This is a genomic window from uncultured Turicibacter sp., assembly GCF_938044715.1.
In the GTDB taxonomy this organism is placed as follows: Bacteria; Bacillota_I; Bacilli_A; order MOL361; family Turicibacteraceae; genus Turicibacter; species Turicibacter sanguinis.
The window spans coordinates 1-19,685 of sequence record NZ_CALIOS010000121.1 but is presented as its reverse complement, the minus strand read 5'-3'; the positions used below and the strand labels follow the sequence as shown (position 1 = coordinate 19,685).

Here is a 19,685-nt window from a genome sequence, read left to right as displayed (position 1 = left end):
TAGTGGACAATAAAGGTTTGTTTGTGTGTGTATATGTTCTGAAAAAAAATGGCGCTTAAATTGCGCCACTTTTTAAACCATTACTATTCAGCAGAGAATGGTAATAATGCCATGTGACGAGCACGTTTAATAGCAACTGTTAATTCACGTTGATATTTAGCGCTTGTTCCTGTTACACGACGAGGTAAGATTTTTCCACGATCAGATACGAAACGTTTTAATAAATCTACATCTTTATAGTCGATTTTCGTAATTTTGTTTGTAGTGAAATAACAAACTTTACGACGACGACGTCCTCCACGACGGAATTGAGCCATGTTAGTTCCTCCTATTCATAAACAAAAGTATTTATTTTATTCTTTATTTAAAAATTAAAATGGTAGATCATCATCTGAAATGTTAATAGTAGAACTGAAATCAGGTCCATTATTGAACGAAGGTGATGAATTGCCAAAGTTTTGATCTGGACTTGGAGCTCCTCCAAATGGGTTTCCACCAAAAGCATTGGAAGATTGTTGTGATGGGAATGATGGCGCACCACCATATCCTCCACCGAATCCACCAAAGTCTTGTGATGGCTGAGAACCAAAGCTTCCACGATCAGCAGATGCAGAGCGTGGTTCTAAGAACTGCACGCTATCGCAAACAACGTCTGTTGTATAGCGAGTTGATCCATCCTGAGCTTGATAGCTACCAGTTTCAATACGTCCTTCCACTCCGATAAGAGATCCTTTACGTAAAAACTTCGCCATATTCTCAGCTTGGTTACGCCATGCAACACAGTTGATAAAATCTGCTTGGCGTTCTCCATTTTGACTAGTGAAAGTACGATTAACCGCGATGCTAAATCTCAAGTTAGCAATACCATTAGTGGTATACTTTAACTCAGGATCACGAGTTAATCGCCCTACTAAGACTACGCGATTAATCATTTATCTCACCCTCACTTAGTACTGATTGATATTATTCTTCTTCTTTAATAGCGATGTAACGGATAACATCTTCGCTGATTCCAGCTAAACGATCGAATTCGTTTTTAGCTTCGATTGAAGAGTTAACAGTTAATACTACATAGTAACCTTTAGTGAAATCTTCGATAGCATATGCTAAATCACGCATACCCCATTCTTTCATTTCAACGATTTCAGCTCCCATGTTAGTGAACATAGTGTTGAATCCTTCAATAACAGCTTTGCGTCCTTCTTCTTCTAAGTTAGGACGAACGATGTACATAATTTCGTATTTTCTCATTATAGTGCACCTCCTCTTGGTCTAGACGGCTCTTACCGAGCAAGGAGTAATCTTCAATTACTCACAGTCATATATTATAGCACAGTGTGTCGTACTATGGCAAGTCAAAAAAAACTAGACTCACCATTTCACAAATAAAAATAAGCACGTTTAAAACGTGCCTATTTGTTAAAATCATCACCTAATTCTAGTTGCAATTATACAATGTACTAGATGATGATTCAAATTTATTATAGTTATATAACTTAAACCTTATTCAATCATTATAAAATTTAACCACGTGCTAATTTCGTACGTAACTTAGTAGAAATAGTTTCAACAATTAAAACTAAAATAATAATCCCAAGTAAAATAGCTCCTGCTTTTGACCAGTTAAAATCGTTCATCGCAAAAATTAATGGTGCACTAATTCCACCTGCCCCAACTAATCCTAAAGTAGAAGCATCCTTAATATTGATTTCAAAACGATAGATAACCGTTGAAGCGAAATCAGTAAATAACTGAGGTAAAATGCCATAACGAATTTTCTCAAAAGTATTGCATCCTGCGGCATCTAATGATTCTAATATTCGCTTATCTAAATCTTCAATCGCCTCAATATATAACTTTGAAATCATACCAATCGAAACAACAGATACGGTTAAAACACCAGCGAAAGCTCCTGGTCCTGTTACACGAAGAAACATTAACCCATAAACAAAGGCTGGGAATGTACGAATTGCAGCAATAAAAGTAAGAGCAATAAAATTAACCCATTTTGGTGCAATATTACGAGCTGCTAAGAACGCTAATGGTAAAGCTAAAATGGCTCCAATAATTGTTCCGACAAAAGCGATGACGATAGTTTCTAGTAATAAGGCCGGTACTCCTAATTTAAAATCAAATAAGAAATCAACATCAGGCTGAAATAATGAGCTCACAATATTAGACATGATTGTAAATCCATTTTCTTTAATCCCTGTAAAAGTTATCGTCCCCATCGCCCATGCAATGATAACGAAAATAAAAGCGATGGTTAGGGATTTATGAATCCATCGATTTGGTTCTTTTCTTAATTGTTGATCAATAGTTAATTGCATATTACCCCAACCTTTCTCGGATATAACGACTAATATTTTCAATCACGATAATAGTCACAAATAACAATAATAATATCATTCCAACTTGATCATATTGACGCCATCCTAATTTTTCTTTTAATAATAATCCAATCCCACCTGCCCCAACATATCCTAAAATAGTGGCAGCACGAACATTAATTTCTAACGTATATAAGCACATTGAGAAATAGTTAGGTAAGATTTGAGGTGTAATAGCAGATTGAAAAGCTTCTAATTTTGTAGCTCCAACAGCTTCCATTGCCTCAAATGGTCCCATATCGATTGTCTCAATTTTTTCATATAACATTTTAACGACAATACCAAATGTAAAAATAGAAATTGCAACGGTTCCAGCAAATGTTCCTAACCCAAACACATAAGTTGCAAATAAAGCAATAATTAAGGTCGGAATCGTACGAACAATACTTAGGATAAATCGCATAATCCATAATGAGCATTTTGATTTATTAATATTTGAAGAAGATAAAATAGCAACTGGGAATGCTAATAAACTACCAATAATTGAACCTAAAATAGACATCTTAATCGTTTCCACTAATGGGGGAATAATTTGATCAATAATTGACCAATCTGGGGATAGCATATCTTTTAAGATAATAAAGAATTGATTTCCACGTCTCATTAAGGCATTAAAATCAAATCCTGTAATCGTAGCAGCCCCCCATAATGCAAGTGCTAATCCAATTAAAATAAAGGGTGCGACTGAACGAGGTGGCTGAATCTCTTTCCCGTTATCTAACGTAATTTTTTTGGGTTGAAATAAATCTCTCATTCGCTTCATTCTTAAGCCTCCATTAATTCATCAGCTGCTAATTCGCGACCATAGATTTGTTTTAAGATTTCACTATCTACCATATTTGACGGACCATCATAGACAATTTCTCCTGCTTTGATTCCAATGACACGAGTTGCATATTTTAAAGCTAAATCAACATGGTGAATGTTAATTAAGACTGAAATCTTCATTTCTTCATTAATACGTTTAAAATCATCCATAACTTGAGTTGCAGTAATTGGATCTAATGCCGCTACAGGCTCATCTGCTAAAATAATTTCTGGTTTTTGGGCAAGTGTACGAGCTAACGCAACACGTTGTTGTTGCCCTCCTGATAATTGATCTGCACGAACATAGGCCTTATCTAAAATTCCTACTTTATCTAATGCCTCTAACGCAATCACTTTATCCTCTTTTGAAAAGACACCAATCATTGATTTATAAAATGGCATATCAGGAACACGTGATGTTAAAACATTATTGATAACTGTTGTACGAGTTACTAAGTTAAATGATTGGAAAACCATTCCGATATGACGACGGAATTTACGTAATGATTTTCCTTTTAAATCATTAACATTTTCACCATTTACAATTAATTCTCCGTCTGTAATATCATGCATACGATTAATCGTACGTAATAACGTTGACTTTCCCGCTCCAGATAATCCAATAATTGCAACAAATTCACCCTGTTCAATCTCTAAATTAATATTTTTTAACGCATGAAATCCATTTGGATAAACTTTATTTACATTATTAAACTTAATCATCGACTTCTTTCTCCTTATCTTCTACATGAAAGAAATGAGCCCAATTAGGACTCATTTCTAATAGATTGATTATTTATTTGATTGAACTAATTCGTTTGCTTTACGAGCACCATCATAATCTTCAGACGTTCCAATTTGGTATCCTTTGTGGCTATAGATTGAAATAATTTCTTTACCTACTTCAGTATTTCCAATGTTGATAAATGCCTGTTGGATGGCTGCTTTTAATTCAGGTGTCATCACTGGATCTTTAGTTACTGAAATCGTATCATTATAAATTCCTTCTGTTACCCCAATAACATTTGTTTCTTCCCAGATTGACGATTCACGACCAAAGTCATTTACCCATTGATTTTCAAAATCAAGACGAGCATCTGCATAAGTAACCATAATATCGATTTGACCATTAGCTAATTGTGATAGAGCTGTTCCATATCCGTCTAAAGCTACTTTATTTGGTAAATCTGATATTGAGATGCCATAGTTATCTTGTAACCATAAAGATGGGTAAATATATCCTGCTGATGAAGAATTACTTCCTTGCACTCCCCAAACTGCTGATTCTAAATCTTCTTTTGTTAATGTTTCACCATTATTAATCTTAGCCGCTAATTCTTGACCTTTTGCAGATGGTCCAGCAATAATTAACGCACGATAATAGGTAACTTGGTCTTCTGTATTTGCAGTTGGTGCTGTATTCCAATCTACCGGATTTTCAGAATCATGATTTAATCCAAAACGTGTTGCTGTTAAGGCAACATCTACATCATTATCATATAGTACGTAAGTTCCACCAGGAATAAATCCAACTTGAGCTGTACCTGAAGCTAATGCTTCTCCAACAGCCTCGAAACTTGTTCCAACTGTAATTTTAATATCTTCAAATTCAAATCCTTGAGCTGCTAACTCTTCTTTTAATAATCCCTCTAAAGGTTCTGTTGCTTTCTCAATTTCCTCTGCATTACGTGATGGAACGAAATATACCACTAACTCGTTTAAGTCTGCCGAACTTGATCCACACCCAGCTAATGTTAAAAATGCAATCATCATAACCGAGAAAAAATTCAATAATTTCTTCATTTTGGTAGTACTCCTTTCACTTTTTAAATACCTATCTAAAATATCTAAAAAATAATATCATTTTTTCGACTTTTTTCTACAATTATTGTTAATACGATTTAAAATCATACAAAATTCCCACAGACTTCAACTGAGTATAAAAAAAAGAATTAAGTAAAGTTTACTTAATTCTTCTAAAATAATTGATTTAACTAAACATTGAAACGGAATAACATAACATCCCCATCTTGTACGATGTACGATTTTCCTTCTAAACGGTAACGTCCTGCTTCACGTGCCGCTAACTCAGAACCATATTTTACTAAATCATCAAATGAAACAGTTTCGGCACGAATGAATCCGCGTTCGAAATCACTGTGGATAATTCCAGCACATTGTGGAGCTGTCATTCCTTTAATGAATGTCCAAGCACGAACTTCTTGCACTCCAGCTGTAAAGTAAGTCGCTAATCCTAATAAATCATAAGCTTCGCGAATTAATTGATCTAATCCACTTTCTTTGATTCCTAACTCTTCTAAAAATGCTGCTTTTTCTTCTTCCTCTAATTGAGAAATTTCTTCTTCGATACGAGCACAAACTTTAATTACTTTTGCCCCTTCACGGTCAGCATATTCAACTAAAGCTTTAACATATTCGTTATCTTCACCAGCCATTAAATCATCTTCACCAACATTAGCAACATATAAAATTGGTTTTAAAGTTAATAATTGTAAATGTTTGATAGCTGCTTTATCGTCATCTGATAAATCCATTGCACGTGCAGGTAATTCTTGATCGAATCCTTCTTTTACTTTTTCAAGTACTGCAACTTCAGCTTTTGCATCTTTATCTCCAGATTTAGCTTGTTTTGCTAAACGAGTTAAACGACGATCAACTTGCTCCATATCAGCTAAGATTAACTCTAAGTTAATAACTTCAACGTCACGAACTGGATCTACTGAACCTTCTACGTGAATGATATTTCCATCTTCAAAACAACGAACCACTTGAGTGATTGCATCTACTTCACGGATATTGGCTAAGAATTTATTTCCTAATCCTTCTCCATTACTTGCCCCACGTACTAATCCCGCGATATCTGTAAATTCGAAAGTTGTTGGAACTGTCTTCTTAGGACTAACTAATTCCGTTAATTTATTTAAACGTTCATCCGGAACCTCAACAACCCCAACATTTGGGTCAATTGTTGCGAACGGATAGTTTGCTGCTTCAATTCCAGCTTGAGTAATTGCATTGAATAAAGTTGATTTCCCGACGTTTGGTAAACCAACAATTCCAGCCGTTAATGCCAATGTCTTCACGTCCTTTTTATCTAACTGTATAATATCTTTTTTATTTTACACTATTTTAGTCCTTTTAGCAAAATCAACTCGAGATAATCACAAAGATATCGACTAAAAATGCGCATCCTAACTTACATTAAGTTGGAATTTTTTTATTTCATTCCTCATATAATGAGAAAATAAATCGTTATTTGACATCACCTTGAAAGGATGTGGATTCATGACTCAAATTAATTTTTCAGTAAAAGGATTAATCATTAAAGACCATCATTTTTTAGCTTTACACAAAAGCAATGCCAAAAATAACTTCTTAGACTTACCTGGTGGAAAAACACATATGAAAGAAAGTGCTGAGCAAGCATTACTTCGAGAAATCGAGGAAGAGACTAACCTTATTGTCTCACCCAAAAAAGTATTAAGCACCTGGCAGTTCGTTAATGATGATTACCTCATTATGGGCGTTTTATATCTATGCGATTTAGTTGGGGGTGATCTAGTTCTTTCAAGTGAACATAACTACTACGAATGGTTACCACTTAATCTAGACTCAGCTACACGACTAAATCCTTCATTATCTGACGCAATTTGTCAGTTAGATTTCAAAGCACTTTGAGGTCTATTTTTCATCTTTTCGCATATGCTATAAATGTATTGGTTTTTCCTTTACACTCTTTCAAAAATTTTAACACTTATCCATTAAAAGATAGCCCAGGCAAAATGACCTGGGCTTTTACTATACCTTTGTTAACCACATTTTCACTTCTTCATTCCATATTGATAAAGGAATCTCTTGATAATTTAAGATTTCAAACAGTGAAAATTCTAATTCTTGTTCTTCAATCTGACGCTCAATGATTTGTTTAAACTGACATCTTAACATAATCTGTGGATGAGTTAACAATGGGATTTCAACTTCATTAAACCCGTGCTTTCCTTTAACTAAGAGATAATGATAATTAAAATTTTCAATATTCAAGTGATCATTTTGTGTGCTCACCACCTCTAAATTCAAATGAACTCGAGGCAATGTTCTTGAAAACTGACGATTTTTTTGACGTCGAAATCTAATATTTCGTTCAATATCATTATAGATACTTTTATCCACAATTTCGCTCGGTAAATGCGGGACACGATCATATAAAATCTTAATTAATTCCTGATAATTTTCTTCAGATATTTCATTTACTTCAAAAACATACCGATAGGTGTCATCTGAATCCACACGAATTAATTTCCCTTTAAATGAAGCCTGATAGTCTTCTCGAGTTAAACTAATCGGATAAATCTGATCACTTGGAATCAAGTATGGAAAATCTGATTGTACAGCAATTCCTTTTTCTGAAATATCATAGGTTTTTAACGATTTTAATTCATGTTCCACTTCAATAGTTACATCCGTCTCAATTTTAAATCGATCGCTCATCCGATAGACAGGGCGACCTAAAACAAAGAATAATGCCATTAATAATCCATAACTATTTGTCGCTAACCAAAATAAAGCAATGACGTACTCACTTCCATCGCCTAAAAACAAATGATAAAATGAACGGATCATTCCAATGAATGTCAATGCTAGTAAAATAAAATGAGGAATAGCCAGCTTTAAAATATCAGAATTTTTATGAACGACTTGTTTATCCTTACGTGTAACTTCAAATTTTTTCATACTTAAACCGATTGACTCTAATAAAACAGCTGGAATTAAAGAGGGCATCATAATAATTTCATAAACATTCGTCCACTTAATACTTCGAACATTTCCCGAAAAGCGACGAAGTGTCATTCTAATCATGACATACATTGGCAACCAAAAAACAATGACTTGAATTAAGTTTGCTTTGACAACGACCACATTAAAGACTGTAAACATAATCGGTGCCAACAAATAAATGATTCGCTTTAAACAGTTATACCAATAAAAAATCGCATTTGTATAGTTGATTCGTTGTTTCCATGTTAGTCCTTTTAAAAGTAATGGACAGTAACGACGAAATGTTTGAATACATCCACGGGCCTAACGATTACGTTGTTTCAAAATCCCCTCTAAATCATGTGGTGATAATCCAGATGCTTGAATGGAATCTACCGCATATGAAAGATATCCTTTACTTTGAATCAACATCCCCGTGGCAATATCTTCGGTGATAATTCCTGTGACGAATCCCCCTATTTCATTTAAGGCCTCTCTTGATAAAATGGTGTTACTTCCACCATAAATAACAGAGTTACTTTCATTTTTTCCAAGTTGAATATCTCGATAAAAATAATCCTGTTCATTCAGAATCCGATCTTCAGAGAATAAATAATACTGGAAAATGTCTAGGTTATAAAACACCTGCGGAAGCTGAATAAATCCAAGCTTTTGGCTTAAATTCTTTTCTTCAATCCCTCTTTCACGTTCTAACTGACGTTTTTGCTCATTTTCAATGAAAAATGGAATACTCTCAAGTAAAAAATGCTTCATCGGTATCATATCTGCATCTAGTGTCACCACATAAGGGGATGTTGTAAGGCTTAATGCATGATTTAAATTCCCTGCCTTTGCGTGTTCATTATCCACTCTACTTATATAATGTACACCTAAATGCTTGGCTAACTGTTTAACACTCGGGCGATGTCCATCATCTAGTATATAAATATGAACCTTTGATAAATCCGGATACGCTATATTCTTACATCCTATAATGGTTTTATATAACAGTTCCTCGGGTTCATTATATGTAGCAATATAAACATCAACATGTGGATAAAGCTCTTTATCTACCACTTCCGGTTTTACGGGCACAATCAGTTTAGTTACATTTAAGAAATGAATAAAAAATTCACTCATCCCTAGTAACTCAACAATTAACAAAATAAGTCCGCAACTAATAGAAAACCATCCGTATCCAATCGGAATCGTAAAAAAAATTCGCCAAATAAAGTACACTGTTGAAAATAAAACATAAAATAACAGCCACTTTCGATGGCTTCTTATTTTTTTTGTTTCCATCGTTACTCTCCTTTCGAAAAGTTAAAAAATTCAGGAACTAAATTTGAAGGACTGACTGAAACTAAAACAATATCTGGCTGATACATCGGAACTAATTCATATAGTGAGCAACCTTCATAATAACGTAAGTCAATGAGTTTCATTTCACCAACCGTTGTAGATAAAAAAGCAGCCAATGGTAACATAAAGGAATCTTTAATCATTAAAATTTTAGGACCATTCTCATATAAATTATTTTTAATCCTTACTTCTCCATAATTTCCACCTAAATAAACCATATAACGGTCGGCCTCTATTCCTAGACCCTCAGATAACCAATAGGTTTGAAGAACGGTTTCATCAAATGTACCTGTTACCATATTCCCATCCCAAGTATAAGTTAAATTCGTTTCAAACATTGGCTTAATGACTATAAAATCATCCATTCCTGCATAACCATAACCGATTCGTTTTCCTAAAGAACCCAGAAATGATTGAGGATAACTAATCTGTTCATACTGATTTAAGTCCGTATAACCTTCATCTAACTCCAAACCATATCGCTCATTCAAAAATGAGACAACCTGTGTAAATCCCCAAAAGGCAGTCCTTGGTGTCCAGTGGTGATCAGTATCAAAAAATAAATCAGACGGTTCGATCCCACTTTGTAAAATACCCTCTCGTAAATCGAGATAATCAATCTTATCTTCAGACAACTTTCTTAAAAATTCATCTGCTCCCTCATTTGCATAGTTATAAGGTAATCCTTTACTAAAGGTCGTATAACCCTTAATAACTTTATCCGGTGGCATAATAAATGCTACATCCACAGCATACAAATCCAGATAATTTTTAAAATTTTTCATTTCTTGATTAATCTCACTCATATCATTAGGTCCTTTTGAAAAATAGGAAAAATGTAATTTTCCCTGTTCATCTCGGATCACATCAAAATTATCTACCTCATTTTTTCCCATCCATTTTTGAATCACTCCATAAAAATCTACAAACTGAATCTTCCCAATAAAATTCTCATTAAAGTAAGTTTCAAGTTGTGTAGGATTATCGAGTTCAACCTCCTTCGGTGTCTGAATCAGATGAAAGATATTGAGTGCACTCATCCCTAAAATTGAAACCATCAATACACTAGTCGTCACTGACTTTACCTTCATCCTATTCACCTCCTAAAAATTAAAATAAATAAATGGATTATACGTTCCCTTAACTAAATAAGTAACACTAATCATGAACAATAACCACATTGCAATGGGAGAGATCCACTTCATTCCCTTAATAGGTTTTAGTGGAACCGCAAAAATTAATCCCGCCATTAAAAAAGCCCATACTCTTTTAGATACATTAAATCCTGTGAAATCAAGAAGTGAGATTTTAATGGATTAAGCATGGAACCAAAGTATGAAAAAGCGTCGGTCATACTATTCGATCGAAATAAAACCCACCCAAACAATACGACCAATAGCGTATAAACTCTTGGCCAAACTCGACCTTTTTTTCGCATCCACTTCGTGAAAGGAAATAGCTTCTCAATTAAAATAAAAATAAAAAACCAAAGTCCCCATACAATAAAGGTCTCCTTTGCTCCATGCCAAATACCAGTTAATAACCAAACCACAAATAAATTACGAATCAATATATCCGGGTTACTAACACGGGAACCTCCGAGTGGGAAATAGACATAATCTCTAAACCATTGACCGAGGGAGATATGCCAACGACGCCAAAATTCAGAAACAGATTGTGCGATATATGGAAAGTTAAAGTTCTCATCAAAATGAAAGCCAAGCATCAACCCGAGTCCAATTGCCATATCCGAATAACCACTAAAGTCATAGTAAATCTGAAGTCCATAAGCTATAGCACCTACCCATGCAAACACCAATGACAATCCATCATTAACCTGTAAAAACGCACGATCGGCCACAATTGCAATCGTATTAGATAACAATACTTTTTTTGCTAATCCAATCACAAATCGGTTCATTCCCGTACTGAAATCATTCCAATTTTCTCGACGATTTTCGATTTCCCAAGCAATGGTATTATAACGAACAATAGGTCCTGCTATGAGCTGTGGAAAGAATGAAATATACAACCCAACATTTAAAATATTATGCTGGGCCTTAGCATTTTTCCGATAAATATCCACAACATAAGAAATACTTTGAAACGTAAAAAATGAAATTCCAATCGGTAATAAAAAATCAGGAATCGGTAACTGATAATTTCCTTGCGTATTAATGAACATCATCGTTGGTCCTAAGTACTTAAAGACAAATAAAATACCGATGTTATATAAAAGCATCCAAAACATGAGCCACTTACCTGCTTTAGATCCGTGCTCTACCTTCTCCGACCACAAGCCTAAAAAATAATTAACGACGATGGAAGTGATCATCAACCAAACAAAAATAGGCTCTCCAAAAGCATAGAATAAAAGACTAACAATTAATAAAAAGACATTACCAGCTCGGCGAAATGGTTTTAATAAAAAATACCCGATCCAAAAGAAGGGCAAAAATGCAAATAAAAAGATTGTAGATGAGAATAACATCATTCAAAACCTCGCTTTACCTAACTACCCTTTACAAGTAGTATGTGATAAAAAGACTTTATTAAAGATTGGCAGTCCATCTATTTGGGTAAAACATTCACCAAACTATTTCATCCATTAAAAAGACATTCTTTCATTAAAAAGAATGTCTTTTTCTAGATTTTGAAAATAAAATAATGCCTATAAAACCAATTAGGCTACAAATACTCACAACCAAAGTGACCTTTTGTAGGATCGTTCCTTCGTATGAAACCACAATCATCCCTTCGCCTACAATATCTCGAACAATGACACGAACGACTCCATTGTCTCCACTCCCAACCTCTAAAGATTCGTCATTCAATTTCGCCCCATATCCTTTGTAATAAAGTAATGGGACCTTAATCTCTAAATCAGGCTGTGTTTGTCCACTAAATTTAATCGTAATCGTCGTCCCCACTTGATTCGCAACATAATCAATATCCTGATTAACAAAGTACTGATTCTCACGTTCGATCATCAAATCATTATCTGTCTCAAGAGGAATATACTCCCCATTTCCAACCGTATAATGGCGATCTGTAATCGAATTTGATGAGGTATCGGTTCTCGCTAAAGGATCCACTAGAATTGGATCATAATAATTAATCGTTTCATACTCAGCTTGAACCCCAAGCCACACACTCCACGCTACAATAATGATACCTAGAATCTTTCCAATTTGACTTGATAACGAGTAAAACAAGGCAAAAGCCAACGTTAAAAAAGACGTCGCAATCATTAATAATCGCCATGGAAACTGAAGACGAGCAAAAATCGGGATATATTTCAAAACAAAATGCCACGGAAACAAATGACTTGTCATGATTAATACCATAAAACTAATGATAACTCCTATCCAGGCTACATTTTTTTGCCTTTGAGTGGCTTCTTGACGTTGTGCTAACATGCCGAGTAAGACAATCCCAATAATAGAAATCCCTACTCCACCTGGAAACCAATCATCAGGAGATCCACTAATCGAATACGTTAAAAACACATCCTTTAATGAAAATAACCAATTCAAATCATAATTTGAGTTGTCAGATACCCTAAATTTTTGATTCATTAACAGCTCAAACATTGGAAACAAACAATAACTAACCAATAAGATGGACATCATAGTCGCTTTAATCAAGCTCCATAATCGCTTTCGATGTCTAAATAATTTAATAATCGAGAATAAACAAATCGCCACCATAACTTCACACCACATCGAACCACTCAGTAAATGCGATAAAAAAACACCACTAAATCCAATAGTTAGCTCATACCATTTTCTCTCATCATCAAAAAAGATATAGTAAATTCCAAGAAGGATAAACGGAATAAACATAAACGCTAAAACTTCACCGAGTGCAGCTCGTGTCCACACATCCACAATGCGATATAAAGACACGGTATAAAGCAGCATTCCAAGTCGTGATGCCCACTCGTGATGCGTGATTTTAATTAAAGCACGATATATAAATATGGCAGTCAGTGCAGTATAAACTAAAATCATGATTTTATAAGCTAAAATAACATCAACACCGACTAAACACAATAAAGCAGCGGGATATAAAAACAAATCGGGATACATGATTCCATTTGCATAACCATAACCATAAAAGTAATCTGGATAAATTCGCACCGGAAATTCACCAAATTGTAATCCTTTTGAGATAGCTTCGATTCGTGATAAATGAAAAATTAAATCATGCCCGCCGGGAATCGTTTCGTTAAGTAATCCAAAACAACTTAAACAAATGGCGAGCAATAAAAAAATCCACAAACCTATATTGAATTTCTTCATGAAAAAACAAGCCTCCTAAAAAAACAGTCCTCCTTATATTTCCACTTTTTGAATATTATATACGGAAAAAGGAAAGTCTTTCGACTTCCCTTCTCTAATAATAAAATAAAGAGATCTCCCTTAGGAGACCCCTTTGATTTATATTTTTTTAAGTTTGGAACGGCCTACAATTACAATAAAAGCAATGAAACTAATAATACTAATACCAAGCGTTATATGTTGTAATGTTGTTCCTTCGTAGGAAACCACAACTATTCCATTTCCTACAACCTCTGGAATAACAAAACTAACAGCTCCATTGCTACCTGATATCACTTCAAGTGATCGACCCTCTAGTTTAGCACCATAACCCTTGTAATAAAGTAGCGGCACTTCAACTTGTAAGTCTGGTTGAGTCTGACCTTCGAATTCAATGGTGATCGTTGTCCCCTCTTGTTTTGTTTTGTATTCAATTTCTTGATTTACACGATATCGATTTTCAAGTCCATACATATTGATAATATTAGTTTTTAAAGGGACATATTCAGAATTTCCGACCGGATAATCACGATCATTAACTGCATACTCTGATATCTCCTCGCGAACTAAAAGACTTGAATCTACTTTCGTCATATATCTCAACGTTTCAATTTGCGCTTCTACCCCAACTATGACACTAAGGATTACCGTTAAGATCCCTAACACTTTAGCATAGCTCTTTGAATATGAATAAAAAATAGCAAAAGCTAAAACTAATAATGACGTTGCTATCATTAATAATCGCCACACAAACTGGAGACTTTCAAAGACTTTAGCATACTTTAAAACTTCATACCATGGGAAAATATCACTCATCATCACTAATACAGCAAGACTAATGATGACACTTCCCCAGGCAACAACTGATAATTTTTTGGGAATTTCTTGAATCTGTGCTGCCAAACCTATCACAATAATCCCCATTACTGAAAATCCAATTCCACCAGGAAACCACTCATTAGGATGACCTTCAATTTTTGAATCTAAAAAAATAGCCTTTAATGGTAAAACAGAATCACCTAAATAATACGCAATATCTTCAGACATTTTAAGTTTTTGGTCCATTAACTGTTCAAACATTGGAAATAGGAAAAAACTAACTAACAAAATCGTCATTCCTGTTGCTTTAATTAAATTCCATAATCGTCTAGGTTCTTTAATCATCTTTGGAATAAACACAATACAAATCACAACCATAACAGATGACCACATAGCTCCGCTCAGTAAATGAGATAAAAAAATTCCTGTAAATCCAATCGTTAACTCATACCATTGTCGGTCATCATCAAAAAAGATATAGTAAATTCCTAATAAAACAAATGGAATAAACATAAACGCTAGCACTTCTCCCAGTGCTGCTCTTGTCCAAACATCAACAACTCGGTATAACGATACCGTATAAAGAAGCATCCCAAGTCTTGATGCCCACTCCTGACGGGTAATCTTTATTAGCGTACGATACATAAAAATAGCAGTCAAAATTGTACACACTAAAATCAAGCCTTTATATGCCCAAATGACACCTATCCCTGTTAAACAAAGAAAGGCAGCGGGATATAAAAATAAATCGGGATACATAAGACCATTTGCATATCCGTACCCTTTAAAATAATGTGGATAAATTCGAACCGGTAACTCTCCAAATCGGATCCCTTCAGATAACGATTCAATTCTCGCTAAATGAAACGATAAATCATGTCCCTTTGGCAAGTCATTCATAAATAATCCAAAGCAACTCAATCCAACAGCTGCAACTAAAAATACTAATAACCCTACATTCAATCTTTTTGTTAGAAAATTCATTCTCTAAACCTCCTGCTATAAAACAAAAACCTATTTTATCCAATTCAAAAAAGAAAGTCAAATGACTTTCCTTTTCTAAAATAAATTAAAATACCAATCTAATAACGACTGCCCATAAAACAAACAAATATACGAGGCCATTGCAATAAATGGCCCGAACCCAATGACTTTTGCTTTATCTTTCATAAATAATAAAATATAAATTAAAGCAATAACTGACGCGATAAAAATAGATAAAAAGGTTGGTGCTATCCCAAGAACAAAACCAACGACAGCATAAAGTTTGATGTCTCCACCACCTAGTGCCTCTTTCTTAAATAAAAGTTGTCCGAGTAATCCAATGACGTAAAGTGTCAAAAAACCAACGACTGCACTTACTAAAGCAATCATCAAGTCGAGTTGTGGATAAAGCACATATAAAAAAACGATGATAGCTCCCCAAAACAGCAACACCTTATCAAGAATCAATTGATAATAAATGTCTGACACGGTGATGATGATTAGCATTGAGAGAAAGGCCCACGCAACAAAAATATGTCCTGTTTCAAATCCTTCAAAACCATAAAACCAAACCGGGAACACAAATAGAAGTCCCGCTACGATTTCTGATAATAAATAAATCGGCTTAATGTGCATTTTACATTCACGACATTTTCCACCCTGAATGATATATGAGAGAATCGGGATTAATTCAATAGCTGTCAGTTGATGTCCACACCCCGGACATCTCGAACGGTCGCTCACCCAGTTTTCTCCGATTGGCATCCGGTAACCCACGACGTGGTAAAAGGACCCAAGAGCAGCTCCCAAAAATAAAAGTAATAAGTAAAACAAACGAAAACCTCCTTTCATCATACTATACGCTATTTCTCTACCACTTCTTTTTATTCTAAATATGCTTTTGCATCTTCCATTCCAATGACCCCATACATCATCTGTTCTTTAATTGCCATTTCCATTGTTTGCATCCCCATCTCTTTACTCGTTTGGATGACACTTGGAATTTGATAAACTTTTTCTTGACGGATTAAATTTGCGATAGCAGGAGTATTGACCATAATCTCACACACAGCTTTACGACCATCACTATCTTGACGCTTAAATAGACGCTGCGCTACTACCCCAACTAGACTTCCAGCTAACTGCATACGAATTTGAGTTTGCTTCTCTGCTGGGAAAACATCAATAATACGTTCAATCGTTGAAGCGGCTGATGAAGTATGTAGCGTTCCAATCACTAAATGGCCTGTTTCAGCTGCTGTTAAAGCAATTTGTATAGTTTCTAAATCGCGCATCTCCCCTACTAAAATAATATCTGGATCCTGGCGAAGGGCAACACGTAATGCAGAATTAAAATCCTTCACATCTGATCCAATTTCCCTTTGATTAATCACACATTTATTATGTTTATGCTGAAACTCAATCGGATCTTCAAGCGTAATAATATGCTTATGGGCGTTTTGATTCACATAATTAATCATGGCAGCTAACGTGGTTGATTTACCTGAACCTGTAGGACCAGTTACTAACACAAGCCCGCGTGGTTTATCCATAAAAGCTTTTAAAATAGGAGGTAACTCAAGTTCTTCAAATGTAGGAATTTTATTTGGAATCGGTCGAATAGCCAGTGCCATTTGGCCACGTTGATAATAAGCATTTACACGAAAACGTGAAACCCCCGGAATACTATGAGAAAAATCTAGCTGATAATTTTCTTGAAAGCTTTCAAAATGATCTTGCGGAATAATTTCATGTACTAATGCTGTCACAATTGACGGTGCTAAGACGTCATCATTTAAGGGGCGTAATTCTCCCCTTAAACGAATCATCACTGGTACCCCTACTGTAATATGAATATCTGAGGCTTTAAGCGTAATCGCCTCCGTTAAAATCTCATTAATTGATTGCATATACTTTCTCCCTTAATTACTAAATATAAAACTATTTGAATTGTATTTTTGTAATAAAAAGCTACACATATTGTGTAGCTTTTTATTAGAATAAATTTGGAAGATTAGAAATTCCATTCTCATCTACTTGTTTAATTGTTTTAATTTCAACAGCTTGACTTTGAGCCCCTACTGATAAATTATTTATAAATATATGATCTTTCATATCTGGAGTTAGTGCCTGATATAAAATCAAGACTTTTGAGTTTGTTGGAACTTTTGTTGCTAAAGTAAAACGAATCTTATCCATTTTGTTTTGTGAAGACAAGTGAATTCCAACCCCATCGACTAAAGACAGTTTAATTCCACCCTCTTCTTCAACGACCTGATAAACTTTAATATCTTTTAGTGCAATATTAAAGTCTGAATCTACGTCTAAAATTACTTCTTGTAATGGAGATTTATAGGTGAAAATTCCAGCAAAATTAACATTCGTCTGTCCTACAAACGTCTGTATTGATTCTCCTAAAGACTCAATAATATCAACAGCTGTTTTATCTGAATTTACCCCTCCATATAGTCCATGAAGTATATCCGTTTGTGGTTCAAAAAATTCATAATTGGCTTCAAAGATATTATTGTCATAATTAATATCAAACGTAACACCTTGAGTTAAATCAACTATCTGCAAGCTATCGCCATTCTTTTGAATCACATCAAAATCTTGTAAGGCTTCTGGAACATTTACTGTTAGTGTATACGTTCCTGTTGGAACATTATCTAAAATAAATTCACCTGCACTATTTGGAGTGATACTATATTCCATTCCACCTTGACTACGCACATTAATCATGGTCTGCTGTAGAACGCTATTAAACTCCTCTGAAATTAATTTAATGCGAATTTGCCCTTTTTTAATAGATAAATCTAGTGACTGTGTTCCTTCAATTGGTTGACTACAAGTATTAATACAATAGCGGCTATCTCCACTAATTGTTACGCGAGTTGGATCAGTAACTAAAAACTGATTACTCGACCCAATTTTTAAATGATAACTAGCAGACATTGAAGGTGAAGTTAAGCTACCTATATTTTGAGTCAAATTTCCATTAAGCATTAAATAGGTTGGGAGTGATTTTAATGTATAACTTAAGTCTATATAGTTCTCTTGATAAGATTGTTCTTTTTCAAAAGTTGCTAATAACTCTACAACATCACCCACTAAGAATTTAGTAGTTTCATTAGCGGTAGATAAACTAACATTTAATAAATCACTGTCAACAAGATCTAGTGTTCTGAGAACCTCTTCTGATTTTGCTCCTCGATCATCGATAGCATAAACCTTCACCTGTAATTGGGTGTAATTACTATCTGCTATCTTCCCATAACCTGAAAGAGTATTTTTATCTAATGTTACTTTAAAGCTTTCATTATCTTTTCTATCTTCAAATAGTAACTCATCACCCAAAGAAATATCACATTTGTTATTTCTACACGCTTTCACCTCAACGGTAACATTCATTAAATCTAAATCGATATCACGTGGAATAACATTAAATTCAATTTTACTCTGAGCTCTTGCAATCTGTTGATTATTTTCTAGATTCTGCACTTCAACAGTTGGACGATGATTCGCCCCTCGTTCAGCTTTAATAATCGTATTAATAAATAGTTTTAATTCTGAATCAGGATAGTGAATATATTCTCGGGTTTGTTCGCCTGTTCCCGAGAACGTAATATTACCTTTTGAATAAGTATAATAATTATTTCTAACATCATATGGATTAACTTGGGTTGCCATTAAGTTTCCACTACCACTTCCTTGATTTCCAGTTGTTCTATTTGTCCACATCGTATACCAAGGAATAACCTCTTCATCTTCAAGATTCAATTGATAGTATTGACTATGTGTTCTTCTTATTTCTAAAAGTTGATCGATACACATAAGTCGTTTTAAAATCAATCAAACCAATCAAAATCATTAAAACTGTAAAAAATAAATATTTATAAAAGTCTAACTGTAAACCATATTTTTGATAAAGAGAAATTCCTATACTTCCTATTAATGCAGAAAGTAATAAACTATCTATGATTTCTTTCTGATTAAAATGTATCTTCCAGCTTGCCATCGGTAGCTCTTCGATTAATCCCGTAGCTGCTATTTTTATCATTGGACCTAGGCAAAGACTCATAATTAAAATAATACTGATCATGTCTAACCGTCCTTTTCTCCTTAATTTTAAGCATAAAAAAAACGGCTCCACAAAAAAGGCAGCCGGTTTGTAGTGCACCCCAAATGTTAGACTTAAAAATCTAATGTTAGGGGTGTTTTTCTA

Annotated in this window: 20 protein-coding genes; 1 reads left to right on the top strand and 19 read right to left on the bottom strand. The window is 34.4% G+C overall.

Annotated features, from left to right (window positions below):
* Nucleotides 1–83: 83 nt before the first annotated feature.
* From rpsR to ychF, 8 genes are all read right to left on the bottom strand, one after another.
* Nucleotides 84–317, bottom strand: coding sequence for a 30S ribosomal protein S18 (rpsR, locus tag QWC74_RS11460; RefSeq protein ID WP_006784586.1), 234 nt, complete (start codon nucleotides 315–317; stop codon nucleotides 84–86).
* Nucleotides 318–371: 54 nt separating this feature from the next.
* Nucleotides 372–932 (bottom strand): single-stranded DNA-binding protein, encoded by a 561-nt coding sequence (locus QWC74_RS11455; RefSeq protein WP_006784585.1) that lies wholly within the window; start codon nucleotides 930–932, stop codon nucleotides 372–374.
* Between the two features lie 31 nt (nucleotides 933–963).
* On the bottom strand, nucleotides 964–1,251 hold the full coding sequence (gene rpsF, locus QWC74_RS11450; protein WP_006784584.1) for a 30S ribosomal protein S6: 288 nt from the start codon (nucleotides 1,249–1,251) through the stop codon (nucleotides 964–966).
* Between the two features lie 272 nt (nucleotides 1,252–1,523).
* Nucleotides 1,524–2,330 carry a phosphonate ABC transporter, permease protein PhnE gene (gene phnE / locus QWC74_RS11445; protein ID WP_155222969.1) on the bottom strand — a complete coding sequence of 269 codons (807 nt, stop codon included), beginning with the start codon at nucleotides 2,328–2,330 and terminating at the stop codon, nucleotides 1,524–1,526.
* 1 nt (nucleotide 2,331) lies between these two features.
* Complete coding sequence (gene phnE, locus QWC74_RS11440) at nucleotides 2,332–3,153, bottom strand: phosphonate ABC transporter, permease protein PhnE (RefSeq protein ID WP_006784582.1); 822 nt, start codon at nucleotides 3,151–3,153, stop codon at nucleotides 2,332–2,334.
* 2 nt (nucleotides 3,154–3,155) lie between these two features.
* Entirely contained in the window at nucleotides 3,156–3,920 is a 765-nt protein-coding gene (phnC, locus tag QWC74_RS11435; RefSeq protein WP_006784581.1) for a phosphonate ABC transporter ATP-binding protein, read from the bottom strand.
* 69 nt (nucleotides 3,921–3,989) lie between these two features.
* Nucleotides 3,990–5,000 (bottom strand): phosphate/phosphite/phosphonate ABC transporter substrate-binding protein, encoded by a 1,011-nt coding sequence (locus QWC74_RS11430; RefSeq protein WP_006784580.1) that lies wholly within the window; start codon nucleotides 4,998–5,000, stop codon nucleotides 3,990–3,992.
* Nucleotides 5,001–5,191: 191 nt separating this feature from the next.
* Nucleotides 5,192–6,292: a redox-regulated ATPase YchF gene (gene ychF, locus QWC74_RS11425; protein ID WP_006784579.1), complete on the bottom strand. Its 1,101-nt coding sequence runs from the start codon at nucleotides 6,290–6,292 to the stop codon at nucleotides 5,192–5,194.
* 211 nt (nucleotides 6,293–6,503) lie between these two features.
* On the opposite strand from ychF, the gene QWC74_RS11420 reads away from it, so the two are divergent.
* A complete protein-coding gene (locus QWC74_RS11420; RefSeq protein WP_006784578.1) occupies nucleotides 6,504–6,896 on the top strand; it encodes an NUDIX domain-containing protein in 393 nt (130 codons plus the stop codon).
* A gap of 120 nt (nucleotides 6,897–7,016) precedes the next feature.
* On the opposite strand, the gene QWC74_RS11415 is transcribed toward QWC74_RS11420, so the two are convergent.
* The 11 genes from QWC74_RS11415 to QWC74_RS11365 form a co-directional block, all read right to left on the bottom strand.
* Complete coding sequence (locus tag QWC74_RS11415; RefSeq protein ID WP_050775608.1) at nucleotides 7,017–8,153, bottom strand: PilZ domain-containing protein; 1,137 nt, start codon at nucleotides 8,151–8,153, stop codon at nucleotides 7,017–7,019.
* A 144-nt stretch (nucleotides 8,154–8,297) separates the two neighbouring features.
* Nucleotides 8,298–9,275: a glycosyltransferase gene (locus QWC74_RS11410; protein ID WP_006784576.1), complete on the bottom strand. Its 978-nt coding sequence runs from the start codon at nucleotides 9,273–9,275 to the stop codon at nucleotides 8,298–8,300.
* A 2-nt stretch (nucleotides 9,276–9,277) separates the two neighbouring features.
* Nucleotides 9,278–10,426: a hypothetical protein gene (locus tag QWC74_RS11405; protein WP_006784575.1), complete on the bottom strand. Its 1,149-nt coding sequence runs from the start codon at nucleotides 10,424–10,426 to the stop codon at nucleotides 9,278–9,280.
* Nucleotides 10,427–10,438: 12 nt separating this feature from the next.
* Nucleotides 10,439–10,585 carry a hypothetical protein gene (locus tag QWC74_RS11400; RefSeq protein ID WP_006784574.1) on the bottom strand — a complete coding sequence of 49 codons (147 nt, stop codon included), beginning with the start codon at nucleotides 10,583–10,585 and terminating at the stop codon, nucleotides 10,439–10,441.
* On the bottom strand, nucleotides 10,585–11,829 hold the full coding sequence (locus QWC74_RS11395) for an MBOAT family protein (protein ID WP_229040063.1): 1,245 nt from the start codon (nucleotides 11,827–11,829) through the stop codon (nucleotides 10,585–10,587). Before QWC74_RS11395 ends, QWC74_RS11400 begins: the two co-directional genes overlap by 1 nt.
* A gap of 133 nt (nucleotides 11,830–11,962) precedes the next feature.
* On the bottom strand, nucleotides 11,963–13,639 hold the full coding sequence (locus QWC74_RS11390; protein WP_006784572.1) for a hypothetical protein: 1,677 nt from the start codon (nucleotides 13,637–13,639) through the stop codon (nucleotides 11,963–11,965).
* Nucleotides 13,640–13,777: 138 nt separating this feature from the next.
* Nucleotides 13,778–15,460 carry a hypothetical protein gene (locus QWC74_RS11385; RefSeq protein WP_006784571.1) on the bottom strand — a complete coding sequence of 561 codons (1,683 nt, stop codon included), beginning with the start codon at nucleotides 15,458–15,460 and terminating at the stop codon, nucleotides 13,778–13,780.
* 75 nt (nucleotides 15,461–15,535) lie between these two features.
* Nucleotides 15,536–16,294, bottom strand: a complete 759-nt coding sequence (locus QWC74_RS11380; protein ID WP_288994075.1) for an A24 family peptidase — start codon at nucleotides 16,292–16,294, stop codon at nucleotides 15,536–15,538.
* A gap of 50 nt (nucleotides 16,295–16,344) precedes the next feature.
* The gene (locus QWC74_RS11375; protein ID WP_006784569.1) at nucleotides 16,345–17,370 is read right to left on the bottom strand and encodes a type IV pilus twitching motility protein PilT; all 1,026 of its coding nucleotides are present in this window, start codon (nucleotides 17,368–17,370) and stop codon (nucleotides 16,345–16,347) included.
* 85 nt (nucleotides 17,371–17,455) lie between these two features.
* The gene (locus QWC74_RS11370) at nucleotides 17,456–19,294 is read right to left on the bottom strand and encodes a carboxypeptidase-like regulatory domain-containing protein (protein ID WP_006784568.1); all 1,839 of its coding nucleotides are present in this window, start codon (nucleotides 19,292–19,294) and stop codon (nucleotides 17,456–17,458) included.
* Nucleotides 19,254–19,562 (bottom strand): hypothetical protein, encoded by a 309-nt coding sequence (locus QWC74_RS11365; RefSeq protein WP_006784567.1) that lies wholly within the window; start codon nucleotides 19,560–19,562, stop codon nucleotides 19,254–19,256. The genes QWC74_RS11370 and QWC74_RS11365 overlap by 41 nt, the downstream gene beginning before the upstream one ends.
* Nucleotides 19,563–19,685: the final 123 nt, after the last annotated feature.

Coding starts and splice junctions, on each gene's coding strand:
- QWC74_RS11375 (WP_006784569.1), bottom strand. CDS start 17,370: ATGCAATCAATTAATGAGATTTTAACGGAGGCGATTACGCTTAAAGCC.
- QWC74_RS11405 (WP_006784575.1), bottom strand. CDS start 10,426: ATGAAGGTAAAGTCAGTGACGACTAGTGTATTGATGGTTTCAATTTTA.
- QWC74_RS11390 (WP_006784572.1), bottom strand. CDS start 13,639: ATGAAGAAATTCAATATAGGTTTGTGGATTTTTTTATTGCTCGCCATT.
- QWC74_RS11385 (WP_006784571.1), bottom strand. CDS start 15,460: ATGAATTTTCTAACAAAAAGATTGAATGTAGGGTTATTAGTATTTTTA.
- phnE (WP_155222969.1), bottom strand. CDS start 2,330: ATGCAATTAACTATTGATCAACAATTAAGAAAAGAACCAAATCGATGG.
- rpsF (WP_006784584.1), bottom strand. CDS start 1,251: ATGAGAAAATACGAAATTATGTACATCGTTCGTCCTAACTTAGAAGAA.
- QWC74_RS11365 (WP_006784567.1), bottom strand. CDS start 19,562: ATGATCAGTATTATTTTAATTATGAGTCTTTGCCTAGGTCCAATGATA.
- phnE (WP_006784582.1), bottom strand. CDS start 3,153: ATGAAGCGAATGAGAGATTTATTTCAACCCAAAAAAATTACGTTAGAT.
- QWC74_RS11455 (WP_006784585.1), bottom strand. CDS start 932: ATGATTAATCGCGTAGTCTTAGTAGGGCGATTAACTCGTGATCCTGAG.
- rpsR (WP_006784586.1), bottom strand. CDS start 317: ATGGCTCAATTCCGTCGTGGAGGACGTCGTCGTCGTAAAGTTTGTTAT.
- QWC74_RS11415 (WP_050775608.1), bottom strand. CDS start 8,153: ATGTTTACAGTCTTTAATGTGGTCGTTGTCAAAGCAAACTTAATTCAA.
- QWC74_RS11410 (WP_006784576.1), bottom strand. CDS start 9,275: ATGGAAACAAAAAAAATAAGAAGCCATCGAAAGTGGCTGTTATTTTAT.
- QWC74_RS11420 (WP_006784578.1), top strand. CDS start 6,504: ATGACTCAAATTAATTTTTCAGTAAAAGGATTAATCATTAAAGACCAT.
- QWC74_RS11400 (WP_006784574.1), bottom strand. CDS start 10,585: ATGGCGGGATTAATTTTTGCGGTTCCACTAAAACCTATTAAGGGAATG.
- QWC74_RS11430 (WP_006784580.1), bottom strand. CDS start 5,000: ATGAAGAAATTATTGAATTTTTTCTCGGTTATGATGATTGCATTTTTA.
- phnC (WP_006784581.1), bottom strand. CDS start 3,920: ATGATTAAGTTTAATAATGTAAATAAAGTTTATCCAAATGGATTTCAT.
- QWC74_RS11395 (WP_229040063.1), bottom strand. CDS start 11,829: ATGATGTTATTCTCATCTACAATCTTTTTATTTGCATTTTTGCCCTTC.
- QWC74_RS11370 (WP_006784568.1), bottom strand. CDS start 19,294: ATGTGTATCGATCAACTTTTAGAAATAAGAAGAACACATAGTCAATAC.